Raw genomic sequence first — 19,379 nt, 5'->3', positions numbered from 1 at the left:
GGTCCAAGTGCGTGTCATCGCCGGTTGGACACCTTGAGAGTGGGGGATTCCCCCGGAAAGCATGGCACCCATGGTCGCGCCGGAGCACAGAGTCCTGCATCTGAGAGACCGACTTGATCTGGCCGCCGAGCTGAAGCTGTTGTGCGAGAGGGGTCCGCTGGTCCGGATCCCTCTCGAGGACGGGTCGGCGGTCCACTGGTTCGCGCTGGGTTATGACGTGGTGCGCGAGGTCCTGGGGTCGGAGAAGTTCGACAAGCGGGTGATCGGCACCCATTTCAACCACCAGGAGATGGCCCTGCCGGGCAATCTCCTGCAGCTCGACCCGCCGGAGCACACGCGGCTGCGGCGGATGGTGGCGCCCGCCTACAGCGTCCGCCGGATGCAGGCGCTGGAGCCGCGGGTCCAGGCGATCGTCGACGACCATCTGGACACGATGGCGAGCACGGGGCCGCCGGTCGAGTTCCTCAGGGAGGTGGCGGGGCCCATGGCCGCCCGCGTCGCCTGCGAGTTCCTCGGCATCCCCCTCGACGACCGCGGCGAGCTGATCCGGCTCACCGCGCACCGGGGCGGCAAGCGGCGGCGGGTGCTCAACGGGCACGCCTATTTGGCCTACATGCGGGAGCTGGCGGCCCGGCTCCGCCGCGACCCGGGGGACGGGATGCTGGGGATGGTGGCACGGGACCACGGCGCGGACATCTCCGACGAGGAGCTGGCCGGACTCTGCGCGGTGGTCATGAACTCCAGCGTCGAGCAGACCGAGAGTTGCCTGGCGGCGGGGACGCTGCTCCTCCTTGAGCATCCCGAGCAGTTCGCCCTGCTGCGGGAGCGGCCCGAGCTGGGCGAGCAGGCGGTCGAGGAGATCGTCCGGTACCTGTCCGTCTTCGAGGGGCTCGACCCGCGGACGGCCACCGAGGACGTCGAGATCGGCGGTCAGGTGATCAAGAAGGGTGAGGCGGTGTTCTGCTCACTGCTGGCCGCCAACCGGGCGGACCCGGCCCTGGACGGGTTCGACATCACCCGGAAGGAATCCCGGCACGTGGCCTTCGGCCACGGCATCCATCACTGCCTCGGCGCGCCGCTGGCGCGCATGGAGCTGCGGATCGCCTTCACGACGCTGGTGAGCCGCTTCCCCTCCCTGCGGACGGCGGTGCCGGCGGAGGAGATCCGGTTCCGCCCGCCGAGCTCGAACGTCTTCACGCTGCTGGAACTGCCGTTGACCTGGTGAACGGCGCCGTCCGCAGTGGGTGGACGCGTACGGAACGTTGCCCGAGAACCTCTGTGAAGGAGCTGTGATGACGGATGTGACGCCAGGCTTCGTGGTGGACGAGGCGACACAGGTGGTGACCCCGGAGCCGGACTTCATCATCACCAGGAAGCACCTGGAGCCGACGGACAGCTTGCGGGCGCTACGGAAGAGGGGCGCGCTGTTGAAGATCAACGGCCATGCTCTCGGCTCGCTGGACGTGGACGGGACGGCCTACATCTGGCTGGCCACCGGGTACGAGGTGGTGCGGCGGATCCTCGGGGACCACGAGAACTTCAGCACCCGCCGCCGCCTGACCGCCGGCGAGCCCATCGACGGCACCGGCGTGACCCCGGTCAAGGAGCTCGTCGGGCACCTGATGAACCTCGACCCGCCCGAGCACACGCGGCTGCGGCGGATGCTGACGCCGGAGTTCACGCTCCGCCGGATCCGGCGGCTCGAACCGGTGATCAGCGAGATCATCGAGGATCACCTGAACCTCATCGAGGATGCCGGGCCGCCCGCGGACCTGCAGAGCATGTACGCCGAGCCGGTGGGCGGCGCGACGCTCTGCGAGCTGATCGGGGTGCCGCGCGACGACCGCGCCGAGTTCCTCCGCCGCTGCGGCCTGCACCTCGACATGAGCCGCGGCAGCAAACGGCGCGCGGCCGACAGCATGGCGTTCAACGGCTATCTCGACCATCTGATCGGGCTTCAGCGCAAGCGGCCCGACGACGGCTTCATCGGCATGCTGGTGCAGGAGCACGGCGATGACGTCACCGACGACGAGCTGCGTGGCATGATCACCGTGGTGCTGCTCGCCGGCCTGGACAACATCTCGGGGATGCTCGGCCTCGGGGTGCTGGCGCTGCTGGAGCACCCCGAGCAGATCCCGGTCATCTTCGAGGAGCGGGCCGTCACGGACCGGGCGGTCGACGAGCTGACGCGCTACCTGTCGATCACCTTCCAGCCGACGCCGCGGATGGCGCTGAACGACGTGGTCGTGGACGGTCAGACGATCAAGGCCGGTGAGATCGTCGTCTGCTCGCTGCCCATGGCCAACCGCGACGAGGCCCTCACCCCGGACCCTGACGTCCTTGATCTCAGGAGGCAGCTCGCCGGGCACGTCGGCTTCGGGCACGGCGTGCACCACTGCCTGGGCTCGTCGGTCTCGCGGGTGGTGCTGCGGCTGGCCTACCAGGCGCTGTGGCGGCGCTTCCCGGACCTGCGGCTGGCCGTGCCGCCGGAAGACATCGTGTTCCGCAAGGCGATCACCCACGGGCCGAAGCGGCTCCCGGTCACCTGGGGGCCGTCAGCCGCGACCCGATGAGCGCGGCGAGCCGGGCCACGCCCTCCTCGATCAGCTCCGGGGTGAGCAGGCTGATCGACAGCCGCAGCTGGTTGATCCCGCCGGCGGCCGAGTCGGTGCCGCCGTAGAAGTGGTGCATCGGCGTGAACAGCACGCCGAAGTCCCTGGCCGCGTGTTCGAGCAGTGCGTCGTCCACGGCGAACGGCACCGTGACGGTGATGAAGAACCCGCCGGTGGGGGAGTTCCAGCTGACCCCGGGGCAGTCGCCGAGCCGGCGGGTGAGCGCGTCGAGCGTGTGGCCGAGGTTGCGCCGGTAGACGGCGGCCTCCCTGGCGTTGGCCCGGGCGAGGCTGTAGTCGTGCAGCAGCAGCTTCCCTCCGATCACGGCTTGGGCGATGGGGGAGGTGTTGACGGTGAGCATGCCCTTGAGCTTGGACAGCGCGTCGGCGAACTCGCCGGCGTCGGAACCGTTCGAGGTCAGCGGCTGGTCCGCGACGACGTATCCGACGCGGGCGCCGGGCATGCCGGACTTGGCGAAGGAGCCGAGGTACACGACGTGGCCGGCCCGGTCCAGAGCCTTGAGCGCCGGGAGCCGCTCCGCCCCGAACAGCCCGTAGGCGTTGTCCTCCAACAGCAGCAGGCCGGTCGACTCGGCGATCTCCAGCAGCCGGTGCCGGGTGGCCAGGTCCAGGCTGACGCCCGTGGGGTTGGCGAAGTTCGGCGTCAGGTAACAGCCCCGGACGCGCAGCCCCTGCTCCCGGGCGACCTTCACCTGTTCGAGGAGGTGGCCGATGTCGATGCCGTGCTCCGTCGAGCGCACGGGCCACACCGGCATCTCGGCGAGCAGTGCCGCGCCGCTGAGGCCGACGTAGGTGGGGGCGGGCGCCAGCAGCACGTCCCGCTCGCTCGCCCGCAGCGCCCGCAGCACCAGGAAGATCCCCTCCTGGAAACCCACGGTGACCACCACGGACGCCGGGTCGATGTAGATGTCCTCGTCTTCGGCGAGGTGGCGGGCGATGAGATCGCCGATCACGCCCTTGGTCGTGCCGTACTGGAACAGGGTGCGGGTGACGCCGGCGTCGTCCATGCCCCGATCCCGCCGCAAATGGTCGCAGAAGGCGTCCAGGTATTCATGTATCAGTTTGACGTCGAAGAATTCTTCGTACGGTCGTCCGGCGGCCATCGAAATGGCTTGGGGATACTTGTCGGCGATCTCGTTCAGCAAGTTCATGGACGCGATCGAGGGATCGGTGAGTGAATTGTGCAGCGTTTCCATGCCCAATTTGCCGGGTGTGAATGATTCGGTGGCCATGGTGCCCGAGAATCCACTCCGGGCGTTCCGGCTGTCAAGTCCGGCCTATTGACGACGACCGCCGGAATTCCCTGAATGGAAATAACCATCCGCTACTGCCGCGAAGGGTGAGAGCCATGCCCGCGTCACAGGTCAAGCAGGTACTCAGAAGCAAGCTCAGGACATGGGGGTGGATGTACCGATGACGGCCGTAGCCGAGCGCCCCGCACCCGCCGTGTCGACCGGGATCACCGCGATCGCGGGGGTGGGCACCGCCACCAGCGGCACCTCCTACACCCAGGCCGAGCTCCTGGACCTCCTCGGCGTCGAGGACCCGAAGATGAGGTCCCTCTTCCTGAACAGCGCCATCGAGCGACGCCATCTCACCCTCCCGCCGCCGGCCGCCGCCGGGGCCGGGCCGCGGAATCGCAGGGCGACCTGCTGGAAAAGCACAAGCGGGTCGCCGTCGAAATGGGCTGCGAGGCATTGGAGGCCTGCCTGAAATCGGTGGGGGCGACTCTCGCCGACCTGCGTCACCTGTGCTGCGTCACCTCGACGGGATTCCTCACCCCCGGGCTGTCCGCTCTGATCATCCGCAGGCTCGGCATAGACCCCCACTGCAGCCGCGCCGACATCGTGGGCATGGGGTGCAACGCTGGCCTGAACGCGCTGGGAGTGGTCTCGGGCTGGTCCGCCGCCCATCCGGGCGAGCTGGGCGTGGTGCTGTGCAGCGAGGCGTGCTCGGCCGCCTACGCCCTCGACGGCACGATGCGCACCGCCGTGGTGAACAGCCTGTTCGGCGACGGGGCCGCGGCCCTCGCGGTGGTCGCCGGCGGCGGTCCCGCCCGGGGGCCGCGGGTGCTGAAGTTTGAAAGCATGATCATCACCGACGCGGTCGATGCGATGCGCTATGACTGGGATCCGGCCGGAGGCCGGTTCAGCTTCTTCCTCGACCCCCAGATCCCGTACGTGGTGGGTGCGCACGCCGAGCTCGTCGTCGACCGCCTGCTGTCCGGCACGGGCCTGCGCAGGGGCGACATCGGCCATTGGCTGGTGCACTCCGGCGGCAAGAAGGTCATCGACGCCATCGTCATCAATCTCGGCCTCACCCGGCACGACGTGCGGCACACCACCGGAGTGCTGCGGGACTACGGCAACCTGTCCAGCGGCTCCTTCCTGTTCTCCTACGAGCGGCTCGCCGAGGAGGGCGTGGCCCGCCCGGGGGACTACGGCGTCATGATGACCATGGGGCCCGGCTCCACCATCGAAACGGCGTTGATCCAATGGTGAGCCAGGGGATGGGCGAGGCCCTGACACTGCGTGTCGACGGCGGCCGTCCGCTGACGGCCGCCACGATCCTCGACCTGGACGCCCTGTGCGACCGCGCCGAGGCCGACGTCCAGCCGGAGGGGTCCGGCCTGGTCACGGTCCATGCCACGGGCGTCCCACCGGCGGGCTGGGCGGCGGAGCTGACGGTCGGCCTGGTGACCAAGTGGGAACGGGCGGTTCGCCGCTTCGAGCGGCTCGGCCGCCTCACCGCGGCGGTAGTGTCCGGCGACTGCGCGGGCCCGGCCCTGGACGTCCTTCTCGCCGCCGACGTCCGGATCGCCGCCCCGGAGGCCCGGCTGCTGCTCCCGGCGGGGCACGACGCCACCTGGCCGGGCATGGCCGTGCACCGGCTCGCCCAGCAGGCGGGCAGCGCCGCCATCCGGCGGGCGGTCCTGCTCGGCACGCCGATCGAGGCGAGCCGGGGGCTCGCACTCGGGCTGCTGGACGAGGTGCGCGAGGACCCCGACGCGGCGCTCGTGGAGCTGGCGGAATCCGGCCGCGCCTTCGCCGCTCCGGAGATCGCGATCCGGCGGCGGCTGATCCTCGACGCCGTCTCGACCGGCTTCGAGGAGGCCCTCGGCGCGCACCTGGCCGCCGCGGACCGCTTCCTCAGAAGGGAGGCCACGCCGTGACCGCCGACCCGGCCCCCTTGATCTCCCTGACCGGCCTGGAGCAGGACGCCCGGCAGCTGGACCACCTGCTTGCCGGAATGCCGTCGCCGGCGATACGGACCTCGGCGCAGCGCGCGACGGTCACCGCGGCGATGGACGCCATCAGGGCGCGGCGCAGCCAGATCATGGCGGCGCACGCGGAGGCGATCTACGACCGCCTCACCGACGGCCGAACCCGCTACCTGCGCATCGACGAGCTTCTCGCCGCCGCCGCGGCCGTCTATCCGGGGCTGGTGCCCCTGGAGTCGCAGATGGCGGCGGAATCCACCCGGGAACAGGCGGACAAGGAGGGGTACGAGATCGACCAGGCGATCTTCCTGCGCGGTGTCCTGCGCTCCCCGGTCGCCGCTCCGCACCTGCTGGACGCCATGCTCCGGCCCACCCCCCGCGCCCTGGACCTGCTGCCCGGATTCACCCGGTCGGGGATCGCGGAGATGGAGGCGGTCCGGGTGGAGCGCCGGGACGGGGTGGCACACCTGACCCTGTGCCGGGACGACTGCCTGAACGCCGAGGACGAGCGCCAGGTCGACGACCTGGAGACGGCGGTCGACCTGGCGCTGCTCGACCCGTCCGTGCGGGTGGGGCTGCTGCGCGGCGGGCCGATGAGCCATCCCCGGTACGCCGGCCGCCGGGTGTTCTGCGCGGGCATCAACCTGAAGAAGCTGGGCTCGGGCGACATCCCGCTGGTGGACTTCCTGCTGCGGCGGGAGCTGGGTTACATCCACAAACTCCTGCGCGGCGTGCTCGTGGGGAACTCGTGGCACTCCCCCTATCTCGGCAAGCCGTGGGTGGGAGCCGTCGACGCCTTCGCCATCGGCGGCGGGGCACAGCTCCTGCTCGTTCTCGACCACGTGCTGGCCGCGTCGGACGCCTACCTCAGCCTTCCCGCCGCCAAGGAGGGCATAGTCCCGGGGGTCGCGAACCTGCGGCTCACCCGGTTCACCGGGCCACGGCTGGCCCGGCAGATGATCCTCGGCGGCCGGGCGATCCAGGCGGGCGAGCCCGAGGCGCGGTTGCTGATCGACGAGGTCGTCGCACCCGAGGAGATGGACGCGGCGGTCGCGCGGGCCGTGGACCGGCTCGGCGGCGAAGCCGTGCCGGCCAACCGGCGCATGCTCAACCTCGCCGAGGAATCGCCCGCGGAGTTCGCTCGCTACCTGGCCGAGTTCGCGCTGCAACAGGCGCTGCGCGTGCACGACGCCGACGTGATCGGCAAGGCCCGCGCCTTCGCGCGGAGGCGGGCATGAGCGTGGGCGCCGGCCGCCGGTTCGAGCGGGTGCGCTACGACAAGCGCGACCACGTCGCCCGGGTGACCATGGACCGGCCCGAGGTGCTGAACGCCATGGACCGGCGGATGCACGAGGAACTGGCCGAGGTGTGGGACGACGTCGAGGCCGACGACGAGATCAGGGTGGTCGTGCTGACGGGCGCGGGAGAGCGCGCGTTCTCCGTCGGCGAGGACCTCAAGGAGCGGGCCCGCCTGACCGAGGCGGAGCCGCTCCCCACGACGTTCGGCAGCCGCGGCCGGCCGGGCCATCCACGGCTGACCGACCGGTTCTCCCTGTCGAAACCGGTCATCGCCCGGGTGCACGGGTACGCGTTGGGCGGCGGGTTCGAGCTGGTGCTCGCCTGCGACATCGCCGTCGCCTCCACCGAGGCGGTCTTCGGCCTGCCCGAGGTACGGCTCGGCCTGGTTCCCGGGGCGGGCGGGGTGTTCCGGCTTCCGCGCCAGCTGCCGCAGAAGGTGGCACTGGGGTACCTGCTGACCGGCCGCCGGATGGATGCCGCGACGGCGCTGAAGTACGGGCTGGTCAACGAGGTCGTGCCGGCGGCGGAGCTGGACGGGTGCGTGGCCGGGTGGGCGGACGACCTGCTCCGTGGGGCGCCGCTGGCACTGCGGGCGATCAAACAGGCCGCGCTGCGCTCGCTCGACATGCCGATCGAGGAGGCGTTCACGGCGTCGTACCCGTGGGAGGAGCGGCGCCGGCACAGCGCGGACAGCGTCGAGGGCGTCCGCGCCTTCGCCGAGAAGCGCGACCCCGTCTGGACGGGGCGATGAGGGAGTGTCCACGCCGCCCCGCTGTCGCGTGCGGCCGGGGCGGTGCAGGGTTGTCGGAGCAGCAGCTCACCGAGGAGCGAGGAGCGACGTGATGGCTATCGAAGACTTCGACGTGGTGGTGGCGGGCGGCGGGCCGGCCGGATCGACGCTGGCGGCGCTCACCGCCATGCGCGGGCACAAGGTGCTGGTGCTGGAGAAGGAGCGTTTCCCCCGCTACCAGATCGGCGAGTCCCTGCTGCCCAGCACCGTGCACGGCGTCTGCCGGCTCCTCGGGCTCACCGAAGAGCTCGCCGAGGCCGGGTTCACGGTGAAGCGCGGCGGCACCTTCCGGTGGGGAGCGACCCCCGAGCCCTGGACGTTCTCCTTCTCCGTCTCGCCGCACATCTCAGGGCCGACGTCCTTCGCCTACCAGGTGGAACGCTCCCGCTTCGATGAGCTCCTGCTGAACAACGCCCGGCGCAAGGGCGCCGAGGTCCGCGAGGAGTGCGCGGTGACCGAGGTGATCGAAGGGGAGGAGGGGCGCGCGGCCGGGGTCAGGTACACCACCGCCGACGGCGCCGAGCACGAGGTGCGGGCCCAGTTCGTGGTCGACGCCTCGGGCAACAGGAGCCGCCTGCACTCCAAGGTCGGCGGGGAGCGGAAGTACTCCGACTTCTTCCGCAGCCTGGCGCTCTTCGGCTACTTCGAGGGCGGGAAGCGGCTGGCCGCCCCCAACTCCGGCAACATCCTCAGCGTCGCCTTCGACTCCGGCTGGTTCTGGTACATCCCGCTCAGCCCCACGCTGACCAGCGTCGGCGCCGTGGTCCGGCGGGAGCTGGCGGAGAAGATCCAGGGCGATCGGGAGAAGGCCATGACCGCTCTCATCGCCGAGTGCCCCCTGATCTCGGAGTATCTGGCGGACGCGACCCGGGTGACCTCCGGCCCGTACGGCGAGCTGCGCATCCGCAAGGACTACTCCTACCACCAGACCTCCTTCTGGCGGCCCGGCATGATCCTGATCGGGGACGCCGCCTGCTTCGTCGACCCGGTGTTCTCCTCCGGCGTGCACCTGGCGACGTACAGCGGGCTGCTCGCTGCCCGCTCCATCAACAGCGTCCTGTCCGGCGATCTGGACGAGAAGGCGGCGCTGACGGAGTTCGAGGCGCGGTACCGGCGTGAGTACGGGGTCTTCTACGAGTTCCTGGTCTCCTTCTACGAGATGCACCGGGACGAGGAGTCGTACTTCTGGCAGGCGAAGAAGGTCACCCGCAACAACCACACGGAGCTCGAATCGTTCGTCGACCTGGTGGGCGGCGTGTCTTCCGGGGAGCAGGCCCTGACCAGCTCGACGAGCGGCCGGCTGCGGTCGCGCTCGGCGGAGTTCGCGGCCGCCGTGGAGGAGGTCGCCGCGAGTGACGACGGCAACATGGTGCCGATGTTCAAGTCGACGGTGGTCAAGCAGGTGATGGCCGAGGGAGGCCAGGTCCAGATGCGGGCGATGCTCGGCCAGGACGCGGAGCCGGAGGTGCCCCTGTTCCCCGGGGGCCTGGTGGCCTCGCCGGACGGGATGTCCTGGCAGCCGTACCGGCCCGCATGAACCACCCTCCTCCCGCGCTCGGGGCCGGCCCCCTGTTGCTCTTCCTTCTCCAGCTCGGCGCCCTGCTGGTGGTGGCGCTGCTGCTGGGCCGCGCGGCGGCGGCGCTGCGGATGCCGACGGTGGTGGGCGAGCTGGCCGCCGGCCTCGTTCTCGGCCCGCTGGGCCTGCTGTTCCCGCCCGACGCCGGGCAGTTCCACCTGGTCGACGCCGTCGCGCAGGTCGGGGTGCTGCTGCTGGTGGGCCTGACCGGCGCGCACCTGGATCTGCGGCTGATCCGCCGGCAGGGCGCGACGATCGCGCGGCTGAGCGTTTTCGGGCTGGTCATCCCGCTGGCGATGGGGGTCGCGGCCGGGTTGATGCTGCCGGTCCCGATCCGGGGGCCCGCCGATTCCACCGTGTTCGCGCTCTTCCTGGGCGTGGCCATGTGCGTCAGCGCGATCCCTGTGATCGCCAAGACGCTCCACGACATGAACCTCCTGCACCGCGACATCGGGCAGCTGACTCTCACGGCCGGAATGGTCGATGACGCGTTCGGCTGGCTGATGTTGTCGGTGGTGTCGGGGATGGCCACCCTTGGGGTGCGCGCAGGGGCCGTGGCGGCTTCCGTGGCGGCCCTGGCCGGGGTGTTGCTGCTCGCCGCCGTGGCCGGCCGGCCCCTGGTGCGCGCCGCGTTCTGGCTGACCGGCAAGTGTCAGGACGACTCGCCCACGATCATCGCGACCGTGGTGATCGTGCTGCTGTCCGCCGCCGGGACGCACGCCCTCGGGATGGAGCCGGTCCTCGGCGCCTTCGTCGCGGGCCTGCTGATCAGCGCCGCGGCGCCGGACCCGGCGCGGCTCGCGCCGCTGCGCACGGTGGTGCTGGGCCTGCTGGCGCCGCTCTATTTCGCCACCGTCGGCCTGCGCATGGACCTGGGCGCGCTGGCCCGGCCTGAGATGTTCTGGGTCGCGGTGGTCATGGTGGTCGTGGCGTTCGCGGGGAAGTTCCTCGGCGCCTTCCTCGGCGCCTGGACCAGCCGGATGAACCGGTGGGAGGCGCTGGCCCTGGGAGCGGGCATGAACGCCCGGGGCGTCGTCCAGGTGATCGTGGCGTCGGTCGGGCTGCGCCTGAGTGTCCTCACCGTGGAGCTGTACACGATCATCATCCTCGTCGCCATGATCACTTCGGTGCTGGCGCCGCCCGTTCTCCGCCTGGCGATGGCGCGGGTCGAGCAGACGGCCGAGGAGCGGGCCCGCCGGACGGCGCAGGGCCTCGCGCCCGCCCGCGAAGTTTCGTGAAACAGCGCTGCCGGAAATGCGGCGGCGGTCCGGGCGGCGCTGACTCATTTCGTTTGCCGGTCCATTCCGGTGTCAACGGCAACGCGTTGACGTAAGCCGCCGAATACCGGAAATCTGGAAGCAGGAAATCGAGCTGCGGAGGCCCGGCATGAATTCGGACGCGCCATTCTCTGACCTTTCAATTGACTATCTGGAAATGTATGTCGGCAACCTGGAGGTAGCCGCCTTCACCTGGGTGGACAAGTACGCGTTCACCGTCGCCGGCACCGGCGGTTCGGCGGAGCACCGCAGCGTCGCACTGCGAAACGGGCCGGTGCTCCTGGTCGTCACCGAGGCGATCTCGGACCGGCACCCCGCCGCAGCCTACGTACAGACGCACGGCGACGGCGTGGCCGACGTCGCCTTGCGCACCCGGGACGTCGGCGCCGTCTTCGAGGCCGCCGTGGCGGCGGGCGCGACACCGGTGCGTGAGCCGGCCCGGCACGCGCCGGCGGAGGGCGGCGGGGGCGGCACCGTCACGGCGACGATCGAGGGGTTCGGCGACGTCGTCCACACGCTGGTCCAGCGCGATCCCGGCGACGCATCCGGCCTGCCGGCCGGCTTCGTCCCCGCACCGCGCTCGACCGGGGCCGGGGCGGGCGAAGCCGCGCTGCTCGCCATCGACCACCTCGCCATCTGCCTTCCCGCCGGCGAGCTGGGCCCCACCGTGGATCACTACGTGCGCACCCTCGGCTTCCAGGACATCTTCCAGGAACGCATCGTGGTGGGGGCGCAGGCCATGGAGTCCCGGGTCGTGCAGAGCGGGTCCGGCGGGGTGACGCTGACGCTGATCGAGCCCGACCCGAGCACCCAGCCGGGCCAGATCGACGACTTCCTCAAGGGCCACCACGGTCACGGCGTGCAGCACGTGGCGTTCGCCAGCGACGACGCGGTCCGCGCGGTGCGCAGTCTGTCGGCGCGCGGGGTCGACTTCCTCACCACCCCGGACGCCTATTACGACCTGCTCGCGGAGCGGATCACCCCGAAGAGGCACCCGATCAAGGATCTGCGGGAGACCGGCCTGTTGATCGACGAGGATCACAGCGGCCAGCTGTTCCAGATCTTCACCCGTTCCACGCACCCGCGTCGCACCCTGTTCTTCGAGATCATCGAGAGGCGGGGCGCGGAGACCTTCGGCAGCGCCAACATCAAGGCGCTCTACGAGGCCGTGGAGCTGGAGCGGGCCGGATGACCCTGAGCTGCGTGGCCGACTACGAACGTGCCGCCCGCCGCGCCCTCCCTCCCGAGACGTGGGACTTCGTCGCGGGAGGGAGCGGTGCGGAGAGCACGATGCGGGCGAACCTCGCCGCGTTCGCGTCGGTCTTCGTCATCCCCAGAGCGCTGCGCGACGTGACGGGGTGCTCCACCGCCGCCAGCCTGCTCGGCAGCCCGGTGTCGATGCCGCTGGCGGCCGCCCCGATCGCCTACCAGCGGCTGCTGCATCCGGAAGGGGAACTCGCCGCGGCGCGGGCGGCGAAGACGGCGGGGGTTCCGTTCACCGTGAGCACGATGAGCAGCGTCGCGCTGGAAGAGGTCGCCGCCGTGGGGGGCACGACCTGGTTCCAGCTGTACCGGTTGCGTGACGAGCGGCGTTGCCTGGAGCTGGTGGAGCGCGCCGAAGCAGCCGGGTGCGAGGCGATCATGGTCACGGTGGACGTGCCCTGGATGGGGCGGCGGCTGCGGGACGTGCGCAACCGGTTCGCGCTGCCGGAGTCGGTGACGGCGGCCAACCTCGGCGGGCGGGGTGCGGCGCACCGGCGGCCGGCCGGCGACGTCCCGGCCGCCTCGGCGGTCGCCGTGCACACGGCGCTCGAGTTCGCCCCGGTCACCTGGGCGTGGGTGGACATGCTGCGCGGGCGCACCCGCCTGCCGCTGGTGCTCAAGGGGATCCTGGACGTGGCGGACGCGCGGCGCGCGGCGGAGGCGGGCATCGACGGGATCGTGGTGTCCAACCACGGGGGACGTCAGTTGGACGGTGCCGTACCGAGCATCGACGTGCTGCCGGAGATCGCCGCCGCGGTGGCCGGCTCCTGCGAGATCCTGCTCGACAGCGGAGTGCGCCGCGGTGAGGACATCGTGAAGGCGATCGCGCTGGGCGCCTCGGGGGTGCTCGTGGGCCGCCCGCTCATGTACGGCCTGGCCGTCGGCGGTGAGGACGGCGTCCGGGACGTGCTGGGGCTGCTCGCGACCGAGTTCCACGGGGCACTGGGACTCGCCGGGTGCGGTTCGCCGCGGGAAACGCGTCTACTACGGACGACGTTCGCACGCAATCCCGTTCGCGCCGGAATAGGGGTGGGCGCTGCCCCGATTAGGGGCGGCGCGGCCGGGCGCGATTAGGCCGGACTTTCGCCGTCAAGGCCTCAGGACGGGGCCGTGGCCTGGCATTACGGAATCCCTGGCCACGGCCGTTCTCCCGGCGCCGGGACGCCTGGCGGGAATGCATTCGGTGATAGCCGGCCGCGTTCGCCGCGGGTCAATTCCTGGACAGAAAGAATGGACGGCGCCCGTCTTTCTACAGATCAGGGCGTTGCGGCCGCGGCTAAGGCCGCGCAAGTCCGGATTAGGGGTGGTTCGGCAACGGGTGGACATTTATCCTTTTTTACGGGGAAAGCTCGTGGAGCGCCGACACCAGGAGGTGGCATGCGGGCAACCGCAGTGATGGCACGAGCACATTTCGACGGGGACGTGACCGGGGTTGCCGAAGGTCGCGGCGGAGTTCGACCAGCACGGAAATTGACCGGCCACGATATGAGCGGGGGCGAAGCCGTGGATCCGACCAGCATGAACATCAATAGCTTGCCGATCGTCGAGGTTGAGCTGGAGCGTCTGTCGGGTACTCTCTCGCCGCGAATCGCCGGCGAGGATCCGGAGCACCTGGAGGCGCTGTTGTACGCCCAGGGGCAAATACCACCCATTTTGGTGCACTTCCCATCGATGTGGGTCATCGACGGGCTGCACCGGCTGAGCGCGGCCCGCCTACGGGGCCAGCGCACCATCGCCGCGCGCTTTTTTGAGGGCAGTGAGGCCGACGCATTCGTCCTGGCGGTTCGGATGAACATCGAACACGGCCTGCCGCTCACGCTCTCCGATCGGCGCCGCGCCGCCCGGCGCATTATCGACAGCCATCCGGAATGGTCCGATCGGATGGTCGCGTCGGTCGCCGGGTTGTCCGCCAGGACCGTCTCGGATCTGCGCGGGAGCCGAGTGGAGGGCGAGACGCGAATCGGGCGGGACGGCCGGGTCCGGCCCGTGGACGGCACCGCGGAGCGCCGGCAGGCGGCCGAGCTCATCCGCAACAATCCCACCCTCTCCCTCCGGCAGATCGCCAGAGAGGTAGGGCTGTCCCCGGAGACGGTCCGGGATGTGAGGGGCCGGCTTGAACGTGGGGAGAGTCCCATCCCGGCGGGTCGCAGGAGATCCCCTATGCAGCCGGCTGGACCGTCCGCCCGCAACGGAGTCGATTCCGGCGGGGGGTTTCGGCTCGCCGCGGATCAGAACCGCCTGGCCATGCTGAACCGGCTGAAGGCCGATCCCGCGCTCCGGCTCACGGAGACCGGGCGGAGCCTGCTGCGCCTGCTCACCCTGCACGCGATCCCCGGCCAGGACTGGGACCGCATCCTGATGAACGTCCCTCCGCATTGGGCCGCCAACGTCACCGATCTGGCACGAGCACACGCCGCCATCTGGACGGAGTTCGCCGATCGGCTGGAGGGAAGGTTCACGGGACTCGCCGCCGAGCGGGCGGTCGCGACCTGATGCCGAACGTGGCTCTCCCCGCGGGGAACGGAAACCCCCGGGGACGGCCACGACGCTGATCACCGTAGGCGCCGGCCCGGATGGCCGCGGAGCAGCTCCGCGGCCGTCCGCCGGCGCGGGCCCGCTGCCGGCCGCGCCCCTCAACAGGGCACGATGTCGTCCTCCGCGAAAGGGAGCGCGGCGGCGAGACGGCCGAGGTCTTCCCGGGTGCGCACCTGTAGCTTGCGATAGATCCGGGTGAGATGCTGCTCGACGGTGCTCCGGGTGATGTAGAGCTCTTCGGCGATCTCGCGATTCGTGCGCCCCTGGGCCGCGCGTACGGCCACGCGACGCTCGGCCTCGCTCAGCAACGCGGCCCGTCTTCTGAGGTCGCTCTCCCGGGCGCCCGCGCCGGACCTTTTCCCGGCCGGCGGAGCCTGACCGTTCACGGTGACGGTGCGTCGTTCCGCCGCCGTCAGGCCATCGGCATGTTCCGGGTCCGTCGAGCGGGTGCTTCTTTCCACCTGACCTCTGGCCGTCGCCGGCGTCTGGCCGCAGCCCTGGTACGGGGTGCCGGGCCGGCCCTGCCTGGGCGCCCCGGCCGTGGCGGCGGGCCGGCCCCGCCGCGAGAGCCGGCGGCACATGTCGGCGGCGAGCGGCTCGGGCAACCGATCGTCGAGCAGCTCCGACAGGGGCAGGCCGGCGTCGGCGGAAGCGGCGCGTCCTTCCGCCTGGGCGGACAGGGCCTTTCTGATCATGCGTTCCGCATCCGCGGAACCCGACGCGAGGGCCAGTTCGAAGCATCTCACCGCGGCGACCGGCGCCCCGTCGTGCAGGTGCTGCCGGCCGGCGGTGACCAGCACCCGCGCGGCCCAGTTCGCCGCGGACCAGCCCGCCGTCAGCAGGCAGGCGGCCACGTCGGTGACCGGGTGACCCGCGAGATGGAGGAGCCGCGCGGCGAGCCGATGCGTCTGCGCGCGGCGGGTGGCCGACATGCGGTCGATCACCGCGCGGCGCCCGGCCTCATGGGCGAACCGGCCGCCGGCGAGCACGCCGGCCCGCTCCAGCCGCCTGGTCACCCGCTCGGCCTGGTGATCGCCGACGCTCGCCAGCTCGCTCACCAGGTCGGTGCTCGCGTGCGCTCCCAGCACGGCGATGGCTTCCGCCACCCGGATCACCGTCGCCTCACACCGGTGGACGCAGGCCGCGACGGCATCGCCGAAGGCGGCACCGGCCTCGCCCCGGTCCGCCAGATCCTTCATGATCGCCGTGACCAGCAGCGGACTTCCCCCGGTCAGCCGGTGGGCATCTTCGGCGAGCCGGTCGGCGAGCCGCCGTCCCATGCGCTCGGCGATCAGGTCTCGGACCGTCGCCGGAGACAGGGGAGCCACCTCGACGCGCCGGTTGTACGGCCGGTGCAACAGCTCCTCGGCCGCCGGCACAGGACTGAACGGCCGCCGGTCGGGGCTGGTCGTCATCGCGACCAGAAGCCGCGCGGTTCGCGACCGCCGCACCACGGAGAGGAGGACTTCCAGCGAGGTGTCGTCGGCCCAGTCCACATCATCGATCGCCAGTACGGTCGGCACCTCCCGCGCCATCTCCAGCAGGTCCGGCCACCCTCGCGATCCGGGCCGGCCCATCGCGCCCAGAAACTGACCGACGACGCCGCCTGCCAGGTGGCGCTCCGCCGGTGAGCATTCGGCGTGCAGCACCCGGGCGCCGGCCTGCCCCGCGAGCCGGCCGAACTCATGGAGGAGCACGGTCCGGCCGCTCCCCACAGGACCACTGATCACCACGACGCCGCCCCGGCCCAGCATCGCGGACTCGAACACCTCGTCAAGCTCTCCCAACTCGCGCTCTCGCCCCGCAAGCACCATCGCTCTTTACCCCGTCGTTGTTGGACAACGCCCCCTGCGGGGATGCCCGATCGGCCTGGTCGGTCGCTCACGGCCCCGGCAGGTCCGGCTCACGGCCCGCCCACCTGGGCTGCGTCGGCACCGAGATCCCCATCGCCTGCCAGTACATCCGACCTGCGGTCACAGGAGGGTCACATGATGGGGTACCGAGGTGTGGGACTGGCGAGGGCACCGTCCGGCGACGGTGCCCTTCGTCGTTCCCGGGGGCTCAGGCCGGTCGCTCGTCCACGCCGACGGCTCCGACCCCGCTGGTGAAGATGCCGCCGCAGTAGCCCTGCGACTCGCCGTAGCCGCCCGGCGGGAGCGTCACCCACTCGCCCACGACGTCGGGGGCCCGGCCGCAGACGACCACGGCCCGGAAGATCCAGGTCTGGCCGGTGGGGTTGCTGCAGGCGGCGATGCCGAGGTCGTTGTCGTTGGCGTGCACGAACGTGTCGCAGCGCAGCACGGTGGCCGCCGCCGCGGCGGGTGCCGGCAGCCCGGCGGGAACGAGGGCGAGGGCCGCTCCTGCCGCGACCGCCGCCATGTGTGATCTCCTGACCATTGCCCCTCCTGAAGTCACTGTGCGTGGTCGAGCGTACGCAACAAGTGCCTGCCGGGGAAGCGGATCAGGAGTCCTGGAGCCGCCGGATCATCGCCTGCTTGGCGGTGGCGAACTCGTCGTCCGTCAGCACCCCTGACCGGTGCAGCTGGCCCAGCTCGGCCAGGCGGCGCAGGACCGCGTCGTGCACGTCGTCGGCGGCCGGCGCGGGCGCGGCGGGCGGCTCGGGCCGGTCGGCCCGCTCGCGCGGCAGCCGGGCCAGGACGGCGGCCGCGACCAGGGCCGTGGCGCCGCCGAAGCGCTGGATGCCCCAGGACACACAGCGCAGGTCCTTCTGCGGCGACTTGGTGCTCGGCGGCTCGCCCTTGATCCGGAAGCGGAGCGTGCCGTAACCCATGCCGGACTGCGGCTTCCACTCCACGCCGGAGATGTCGGACAGCGGGAACTCCTGCGGGCCGGCCTTCTCCTTCTCGCTGCCGGCCCAGCCGGTCCATTCCAGCCGTACGCGCTCGCCGTCGAAGATCGCGGCGCCGTCGCCCGCGGTGGCCGAGATGGGCACGTCGGGGACGGGCAGGAGGTAGCCGTCGCAGGGCCCGCCGGGTATCTGGTAGACGGCCATGGTGTCGCGGATCTCGTCGGCGAAGTACTCGGCCGCGCCGGTGCGGGCCTTCGGCACGGCCAGCCGGTAGGGGTCGGCGGGCGGGCCCAGCGCCCCGGCGGCCACGTCGAACAGCGCATCGGCCCCCTTGCGCAGCCGCAGTCGCAGGTGCCCGCCCTTGCGGGCGGGCTCGAAGGCCACGCCGGCGATCGCCTCCAGCGGCACGCGGACCTCGCCGAGGGTGCGGCGCAGCTCGTCGATGTCCTTGTCGCTCCCGGGGACGATCCGCAGCATTTCCCCATTGAACGTCCATGACCCGTCTGGGACAGCGATCTCGGCCATATTCTCAGCCTAGGACACGCTCGCGGCACCACCCCATGCGAAGGAGCGGGATGCAGATCTTCACGAGCTGGCCGTCGTGGGCGCACGCGGAGGGCGCGCTGAGCCGGGCCCTTCCGGCCTCCACCGTGACCTCGCTGCGCGACGCGGTCGCCTTCGCCGGGCGCCGGCACGGGGTGCAGCAGCGGCCCACCGGGCGGCCGTACGTCGAGCATCTGCTGGAGGCGCTGGAGGTGGCGGTCCGCGGCGCGGGGCTGAGCGACAGGGACGTGCTGGTCGCGACCGTCCTGCACGACGTGCTGGAGGACACGCCGTGCACGGAGGGCGAGGTCGCTCGGCGGTTCGGGCCTGAGGTGGCGGCGCTCGTGCGGTGGGTGACCAAGCCGGGCGGCGGCTCGAAGGCCGACTACCTGGCCTCGCTGGCCAAGGCGCCGCCGCGGGCGGTGCTGGTGAAGCTGTCGGACCGGGTGAGCAACGTGCAGGAGCTGCACCGGATGCCGTGGCGGTTCCAGCGGCGCTACTACCTGGAGACGGTGGCGTACATCATGCCGCTGGCCGGGGCGCATCCGTGGTTCGCGGAGTGGTTCGGCGAGTGGCGGGGGCGGTGGCGGCGCGTGGAGCGCTGGCCCGGCTGACGCGCCGGGCCTGACAGGATCGGCGCGCGGCTCTCAGCCGCCGATCCTGGCCGTGCGGTTGCGTACGCCCTCGAAGTGCGCGCGGACGGCGGCCACGGCGGCGTCCCTGTCGCCCTTCAGGACGGCGGTGTAGATGTCGCGGTGCCGCCTGGCCACGTCGGCGGGCGGCTCGTCGGGGGCGCCGAGCGCGTCGCGCAGCTGGTAGTAGACGTCCCAGAACGCGCCCAGGAGCTGGCTCACCAAGGGGTTGCCGAGCGGGCGGTAGAGCAGGTCGTGGAAGAGCCGGTCGGTCTCGGGGGAGACCAGCCCGGCCTGCGCCTCGCTCTCCATCCTGGCCATGACGTCGGCGACCGGCGACAGGTCCACCTCGGGGCCGAGCTCGATGAGGCGCTGGACGAGGCCGCTCTCCAGCAGCTCGCGGATCTCGACCAGGTGGGCCAGGTGGTTGGCGCCGTTCTGCAGGGTGATGCGGCTGTGGAAGGTCAGCTCGTCGACCAGCCCGGCCAGCGACATGCGGCCGACGAACATGCCGAAGCCGTGGCGGATGTCGACGATGCCCACGGCCTGGAGCGCCTTCAGCGCCTCCCTGATCGAGTTGCGGCTGACCTGGAGCTCCTCCATGAGCTCCGACTCGGTGGGGAGGGGGTCGCCCGCGACCAGCCCGCGCCTGACGATGAGGTCCTTGACGCCCTCCTGGGCCTCCATGGCGCGGCTGGGCCGCGCCGGACGCGGGACTGTGGTCATGAAGAATCCTTTCGTCGTAGGTAACAATCCGGAAATCTTCCGTTGACCTCAAGCCGTGGCGGCATTTAGCGTCCACT

At 71.3% G+C, this 19,379-nt stretch carries 17 protein-coding genes; 12 read left to right on the top strand and 5 right to left on the bottom strand.

Annotation, left to right across the window (positions count from 1 at the left end; all coding sequences use genetic code 11):
* Positions 1–70: 70 nt before the first annotated feature.
* Together KIS93_RS23525 and KIS93_RS23520 are read left to right on the top strand one after the other, a co-directional pair.
* The gene (locus KIS93_RS23525; protein WP_080045620.1) at positions 71–1,225 is read left to right on the top strand and encodes a cytochrome P450; all 1,155 of its coding nucleotides are present in this window, start codon (positions 71–73) and stop codon (positions 1,223–1,225) included.
* A gap of 67 nt (positions 1,226–1,292) precedes the next feature.
* On the top strand, positions 1,293–2,573 hold the full coding sequence (locus KIS93_RS23520; RefSeq protein WP_080045621.1) for a cytochrome P450: 1,281 nt from the start codon (positions 1,293–1,295) through the stop codon (positions 2,571–2,573).
* Here the strand turns inward: KIS93_RS23520 and KIS93_RS23515 are convergent.
* Entirely contained in the window at positions 2,542–3,783 is a 1,242-nt protein-coding gene (locus KIS93_RS23515; protein WP_222107603.1) for an aminotransferase-like domain-containing protein, read from the bottom strand. The two genes, KIS93_RS23520 and KIS93_RS23515, sit on opposite strands and share 32 nt — an antisense overlap.
* Positions 3,784–4,281: 498 nt before the next feature.
* Here KIS93_RS23515 and dpgA point away from each other — a divergent pair, with 498 nt between their 5' ends.
* From dpgA to KIS93_RS23470, 9 genes are all read left to right on the top strand, one after another.
* Positions 4,282–5,133 (top strand): 3,5-dihydroxyphenylacetyl-CoA synthase DpgA, encoded by an 852-nt coding sequence (gene dpgA / locus KIS93_RS23510; protein WP_335673917.1) that lies wholly within the window; start codon positions 4,282–4,284, stop codon positions 5,131–5,133.
* 8 nt (positions 5,134–5,141) lie between these two features.
* Positions 5,142–5,804 carry an enoyl-CoA-hydratase DpgB gene (gene dpgB, locus KIS93_RS23505; protein WP_230465833.1) on the top strand — a complete coding sequence of 221 codons (663 nt, stop codon included), beginning with the start codon at positions 5,142–5,144 and terminating at the stop codon, positions 5,802–5,804.
* Positions 5,801–7,090: a (3,5-dihydroxyphenyl)acetyl-CoA 1,2-dioxygenase DpgC gene (gene dpgC, locus KIS93_RS23500; RefSeq protein ID WP_230465834.1), complete on the top strand. Its 1,290-nt coding sequence runs from the start codon at positions 5,801–5,803 to the stop codon at positions 7,088–7,090. Before dpgB ends, dpgC begins: the two co-directional genes overlap by 4 nt.
* Positions 7,087–7,902 (top strand): enoyl-CoA-hydratase DpgD, encoded by an 816-nt coding sequence (gene dpgD, locus KIS93_RS23495; protein WP_080045625.1) that lies wholly within the window; start codon positions 7,087–7,089, stop codon positions 7,900–7,902. Before dpgC ends, dpgD begins: the two co-directional genes overlap by 4 nt.
* A gap of 91 nt (positions 7,903–7,993) precedes the next feature.
* Complete coding sequence (locus tag KIS93_RS23490; protein WP_080045626.1) at positions 7,994–9,478, top strand: tryptophan 7-halogenase; 1,485 nt, start codon at positions 7,994–7,996, stop codon at positions 9,476–9,478.
* On the top strand, positions 9,475–10,755 hold the full coding sequence (locus tag KIS93_RS23485; protein WP_080045627.1) for a cation:proton antiporter: 1,281 nt from the start codon (positions 9,475–9,477) through the stop codon (positions 10,753–10,755). Before KIS93_RS23490 ends, KIS93_RS23485 begins: the two co-directional genes overlap by 4 nt.
* Positions 10,756–10,903: 148 nt before the next feature.
* Complete coding sequence (gene hppD / locus KIS93_RS23480) at positions 10,904–11,986, top strand: 4-hydroxyphenylpyruvate dioxygenase (protein WP_080045628.1); 1,083 nt, start codon at positions 10,904–10,906, stop codon at positions 11,984–11,986.
* Positions 11,983–13,131, top strand: coding sequence for an alpha-hydroxy acid oxidase (locus KIS93_RS23475; protein WP_080045629.1), 1,149 nt, complete (start codon positions 11,983–11,985; stop codon positions 13,129–13,131). The genes hppD and KIS93_RS23475 overlap by 4 nt, the downstream gene beginning before the upstream one ends.
* A gap of 303 nt (positions 13,132–13,434) precedes the next feature.
* On the top strand, positions 13,435–14,550 hold the full coding sequence (locus KIS93_RS23470; RefSeq protein ID WP_230465835.1) for a winged helix-turn-helix transcriptional regulator: 1,116 nt from the start codon (positions 13,435–13,437) through the stop codon (positions 14,548–14,550).
* 140 nt (positions 14,551–14,690) lie between these two features.
* Here KIS93_RS23470 and KIS93_RS23465 read toward each other — a convergent pair whose 3' ends face one another.
* The 3 genes from KIS93_RS23465 to KIS93_RS23455 all read right to left on the bottom strand — a co-directional run bounded on the left by KIS93_RS23465 (position 14,691) and on the right by KIS93_RS23455 (position 17,926).
* Complete coding sequence (locus KIS93_RS23465; protein WP_080045630.1) at positions 14,691–16,406, bottom strand: AAA family ATPase; 1,716 nt, start codon at positions 16,404–16,406, stop codon at positions 14,691–14,693.
* A gap of 247 nt (positions 16,407–16,653) precedes the next feature.
* Entirely contained in the window at positions 16,654–16,971 is a 318-nt protein-coding gene (locus KIS93_RS23460; protein ID WP_246005351.1) for a hypothetical protein, read from the bottom strand.
* Between the two features lie 82 nt (positions 16,972–17,053).
* Positions 17,054–17,926, bottom strand: coding sequence for a DUF4429 domain-containing protein (locus KIS93_RS23455; protein WP_080045632.1), 873 nt, complete (start codon positions 17,924–17,926; stop codon positions 17,054–17,056).
* A 50-nt stretch (positions 17,927–17,976) separates the two neighbouring features.
* Here KIS93_RS23455 and KIS93_RS23450 point away from each other — a divergent pair, with 50 nt between their 5' ends.
* Positions 17,977–18,558, top strand: coding sequence for an HD domain-containing protein (locus tag KIS93_RS23450; protein WP_080045633.1), 582 nt, complete (start codon positions 17,977–17,979; stop codon positions 18,556–18,558).
* Between the two features lie 33 nt (positions 18,559–18,591).
* Here the strand turns inward: KIS93_RS23450 and KIS93_RS23445 are convergent, their stop codons facing one another.
* Positions 18,592–19,302: a FadR/GntR family transcriptional regulator gene (locus KIS93_RS23445; RefSeq protein ID WP_206066991.1), complete on the bottom strand. Its 711-nt coding sequence runs from the start codon at positions 19,300–19,302 to the stop codon at positions 18,592–18,594.
* Positions 19,303–19,379 lie beyond the last annotated feature (77 nt).

The organism is [Actinomadura] parvosata subsp. kistnae (genome assembly GCF_900323885.1).
Classification (GTDB): domain Bacteria; phylum Actinomycetota; class Actinomycetes; order Streptosporangiales; family Streptosporangiaceae; genus Nonomuraea; species Nonomuraea composti.
This window is presented reverse-complemented; position numbering and strand designations above follow the sequence as displayed.

What these genes read in the sequence shown, in the direction of transcription:
- KIS93_RS23460 (WP_246005351.1), bottom strand. Translation starts at nt 16,971, where the DNA reads ATGGCGGCGGTCGCGGCAGGAGCGGCCCTCGCCCTCGTTCCCGCCGGG.
- dpgB (WP_230465833.1), top strand. Translation starts at nt 5,142, where the DNA reads ATGGGCGAGGCCCTGACACTGCGTGTCGACGGCGGCCGTCCGCTGACG.
- KIS93_RS23475 (WP_080045629.1), top strand. Translation starts at nt 11,983, where the DNA reads ATGACCCTGAGCTGCGTGGCCGACTACGAACGTGCCGCCCGCCGCGCC.
- KIS93_RS23445 (WP_206066991.1), bottom strand. Translation starts at nt 19,302, where the DNA reads ATGACCACAGTCCCGCGTCCGGCGCGGCCCAGCCGCGCCATGGAGGCC.
- KIS93_RS23490 (WP_080045626.1), top strand. Translation starts at nt 7,994, where the DNA reads ATGGCTATCGAAGACTTCGACGTGGTGGTGGCGGGCGGCGGGCCGGCC.
- KIS93_RS23520 (WP_080045621.1), top strand. Translation starts at nt 1,293, where the DNA reads ATGACGGATGTGACGCCAGGCTTCGTGGTGGACGAGGCGACACAGGTG.
- KIS93_RS23455 (WP_080045632.1), bottom strand. Translation starts at nt 17,926, where the DNA reads ATGGCCGAGATCGCTGTCCCAGACGGGTCATGGACGTTCAATGGGGAA.
- hppD (WP_080045628.1), top strand. Translation starts at nt 10,904, where the DNA reads ATGAATTCGGACGCGCCATTCTCTGACCTTTCAATTGACTATCTGGAA.
- dpgD (WP_080045625.1), top strand. Translation starts at nt 7,087, where the DNA reads ATGAGCGTGGGCGCCGGCCGCCGGTTCGAGCGGGTGCGCTACGACAAG.
- KIS93_RS23515 (WP_222107603.1), bottom strand. Translation starts at nt 3,783, where the DNA reads ATGAACTTGCTGAACGAGATCGCCGACAAGTATCCCCAAGCCATTTCG.
- KIS93_RS23470 (WP_230465835.1), top strand. Translation starts at nt 13,435, where the DNA reads ATGCGGGCAACCGCAGTGATGGCACGAGCACATTTCGACGGGGACGTG.
- KIS93_RS23465 (WP_080045630.1), bottom strand. Translation starts at nt 16,406, where the DNA reads ATGGTGCTTGCGGGGCGAGAGCGCGAGTTGGGAGAGCTTGACGAGGTG.
- KIS93_RS23525 (WP_080045620.1), top strand. Translation starts at nt 71, where the DNA reads ATGGTCGCGCCGGAGCACAGAGTCCTGCATCTGAGAGACCGACTTGAT.
- KIS93_RS23485 (WP_080045627.1), top strand. Translation starts at nt 9,475, where the DNA reads ATGAACCACCCTCCTCCCGCGCTCGGGGCCGGCCCCCTGTTGCTCTTC.
- KIS93_RS23450 (WP_080045633.1), top strand. Translation starts at nt 17,977, where the DNA reads ATGCAGATCTTCACGAGCTGGCCGTCGTGGGCGCACGCGGAGGGCGCG.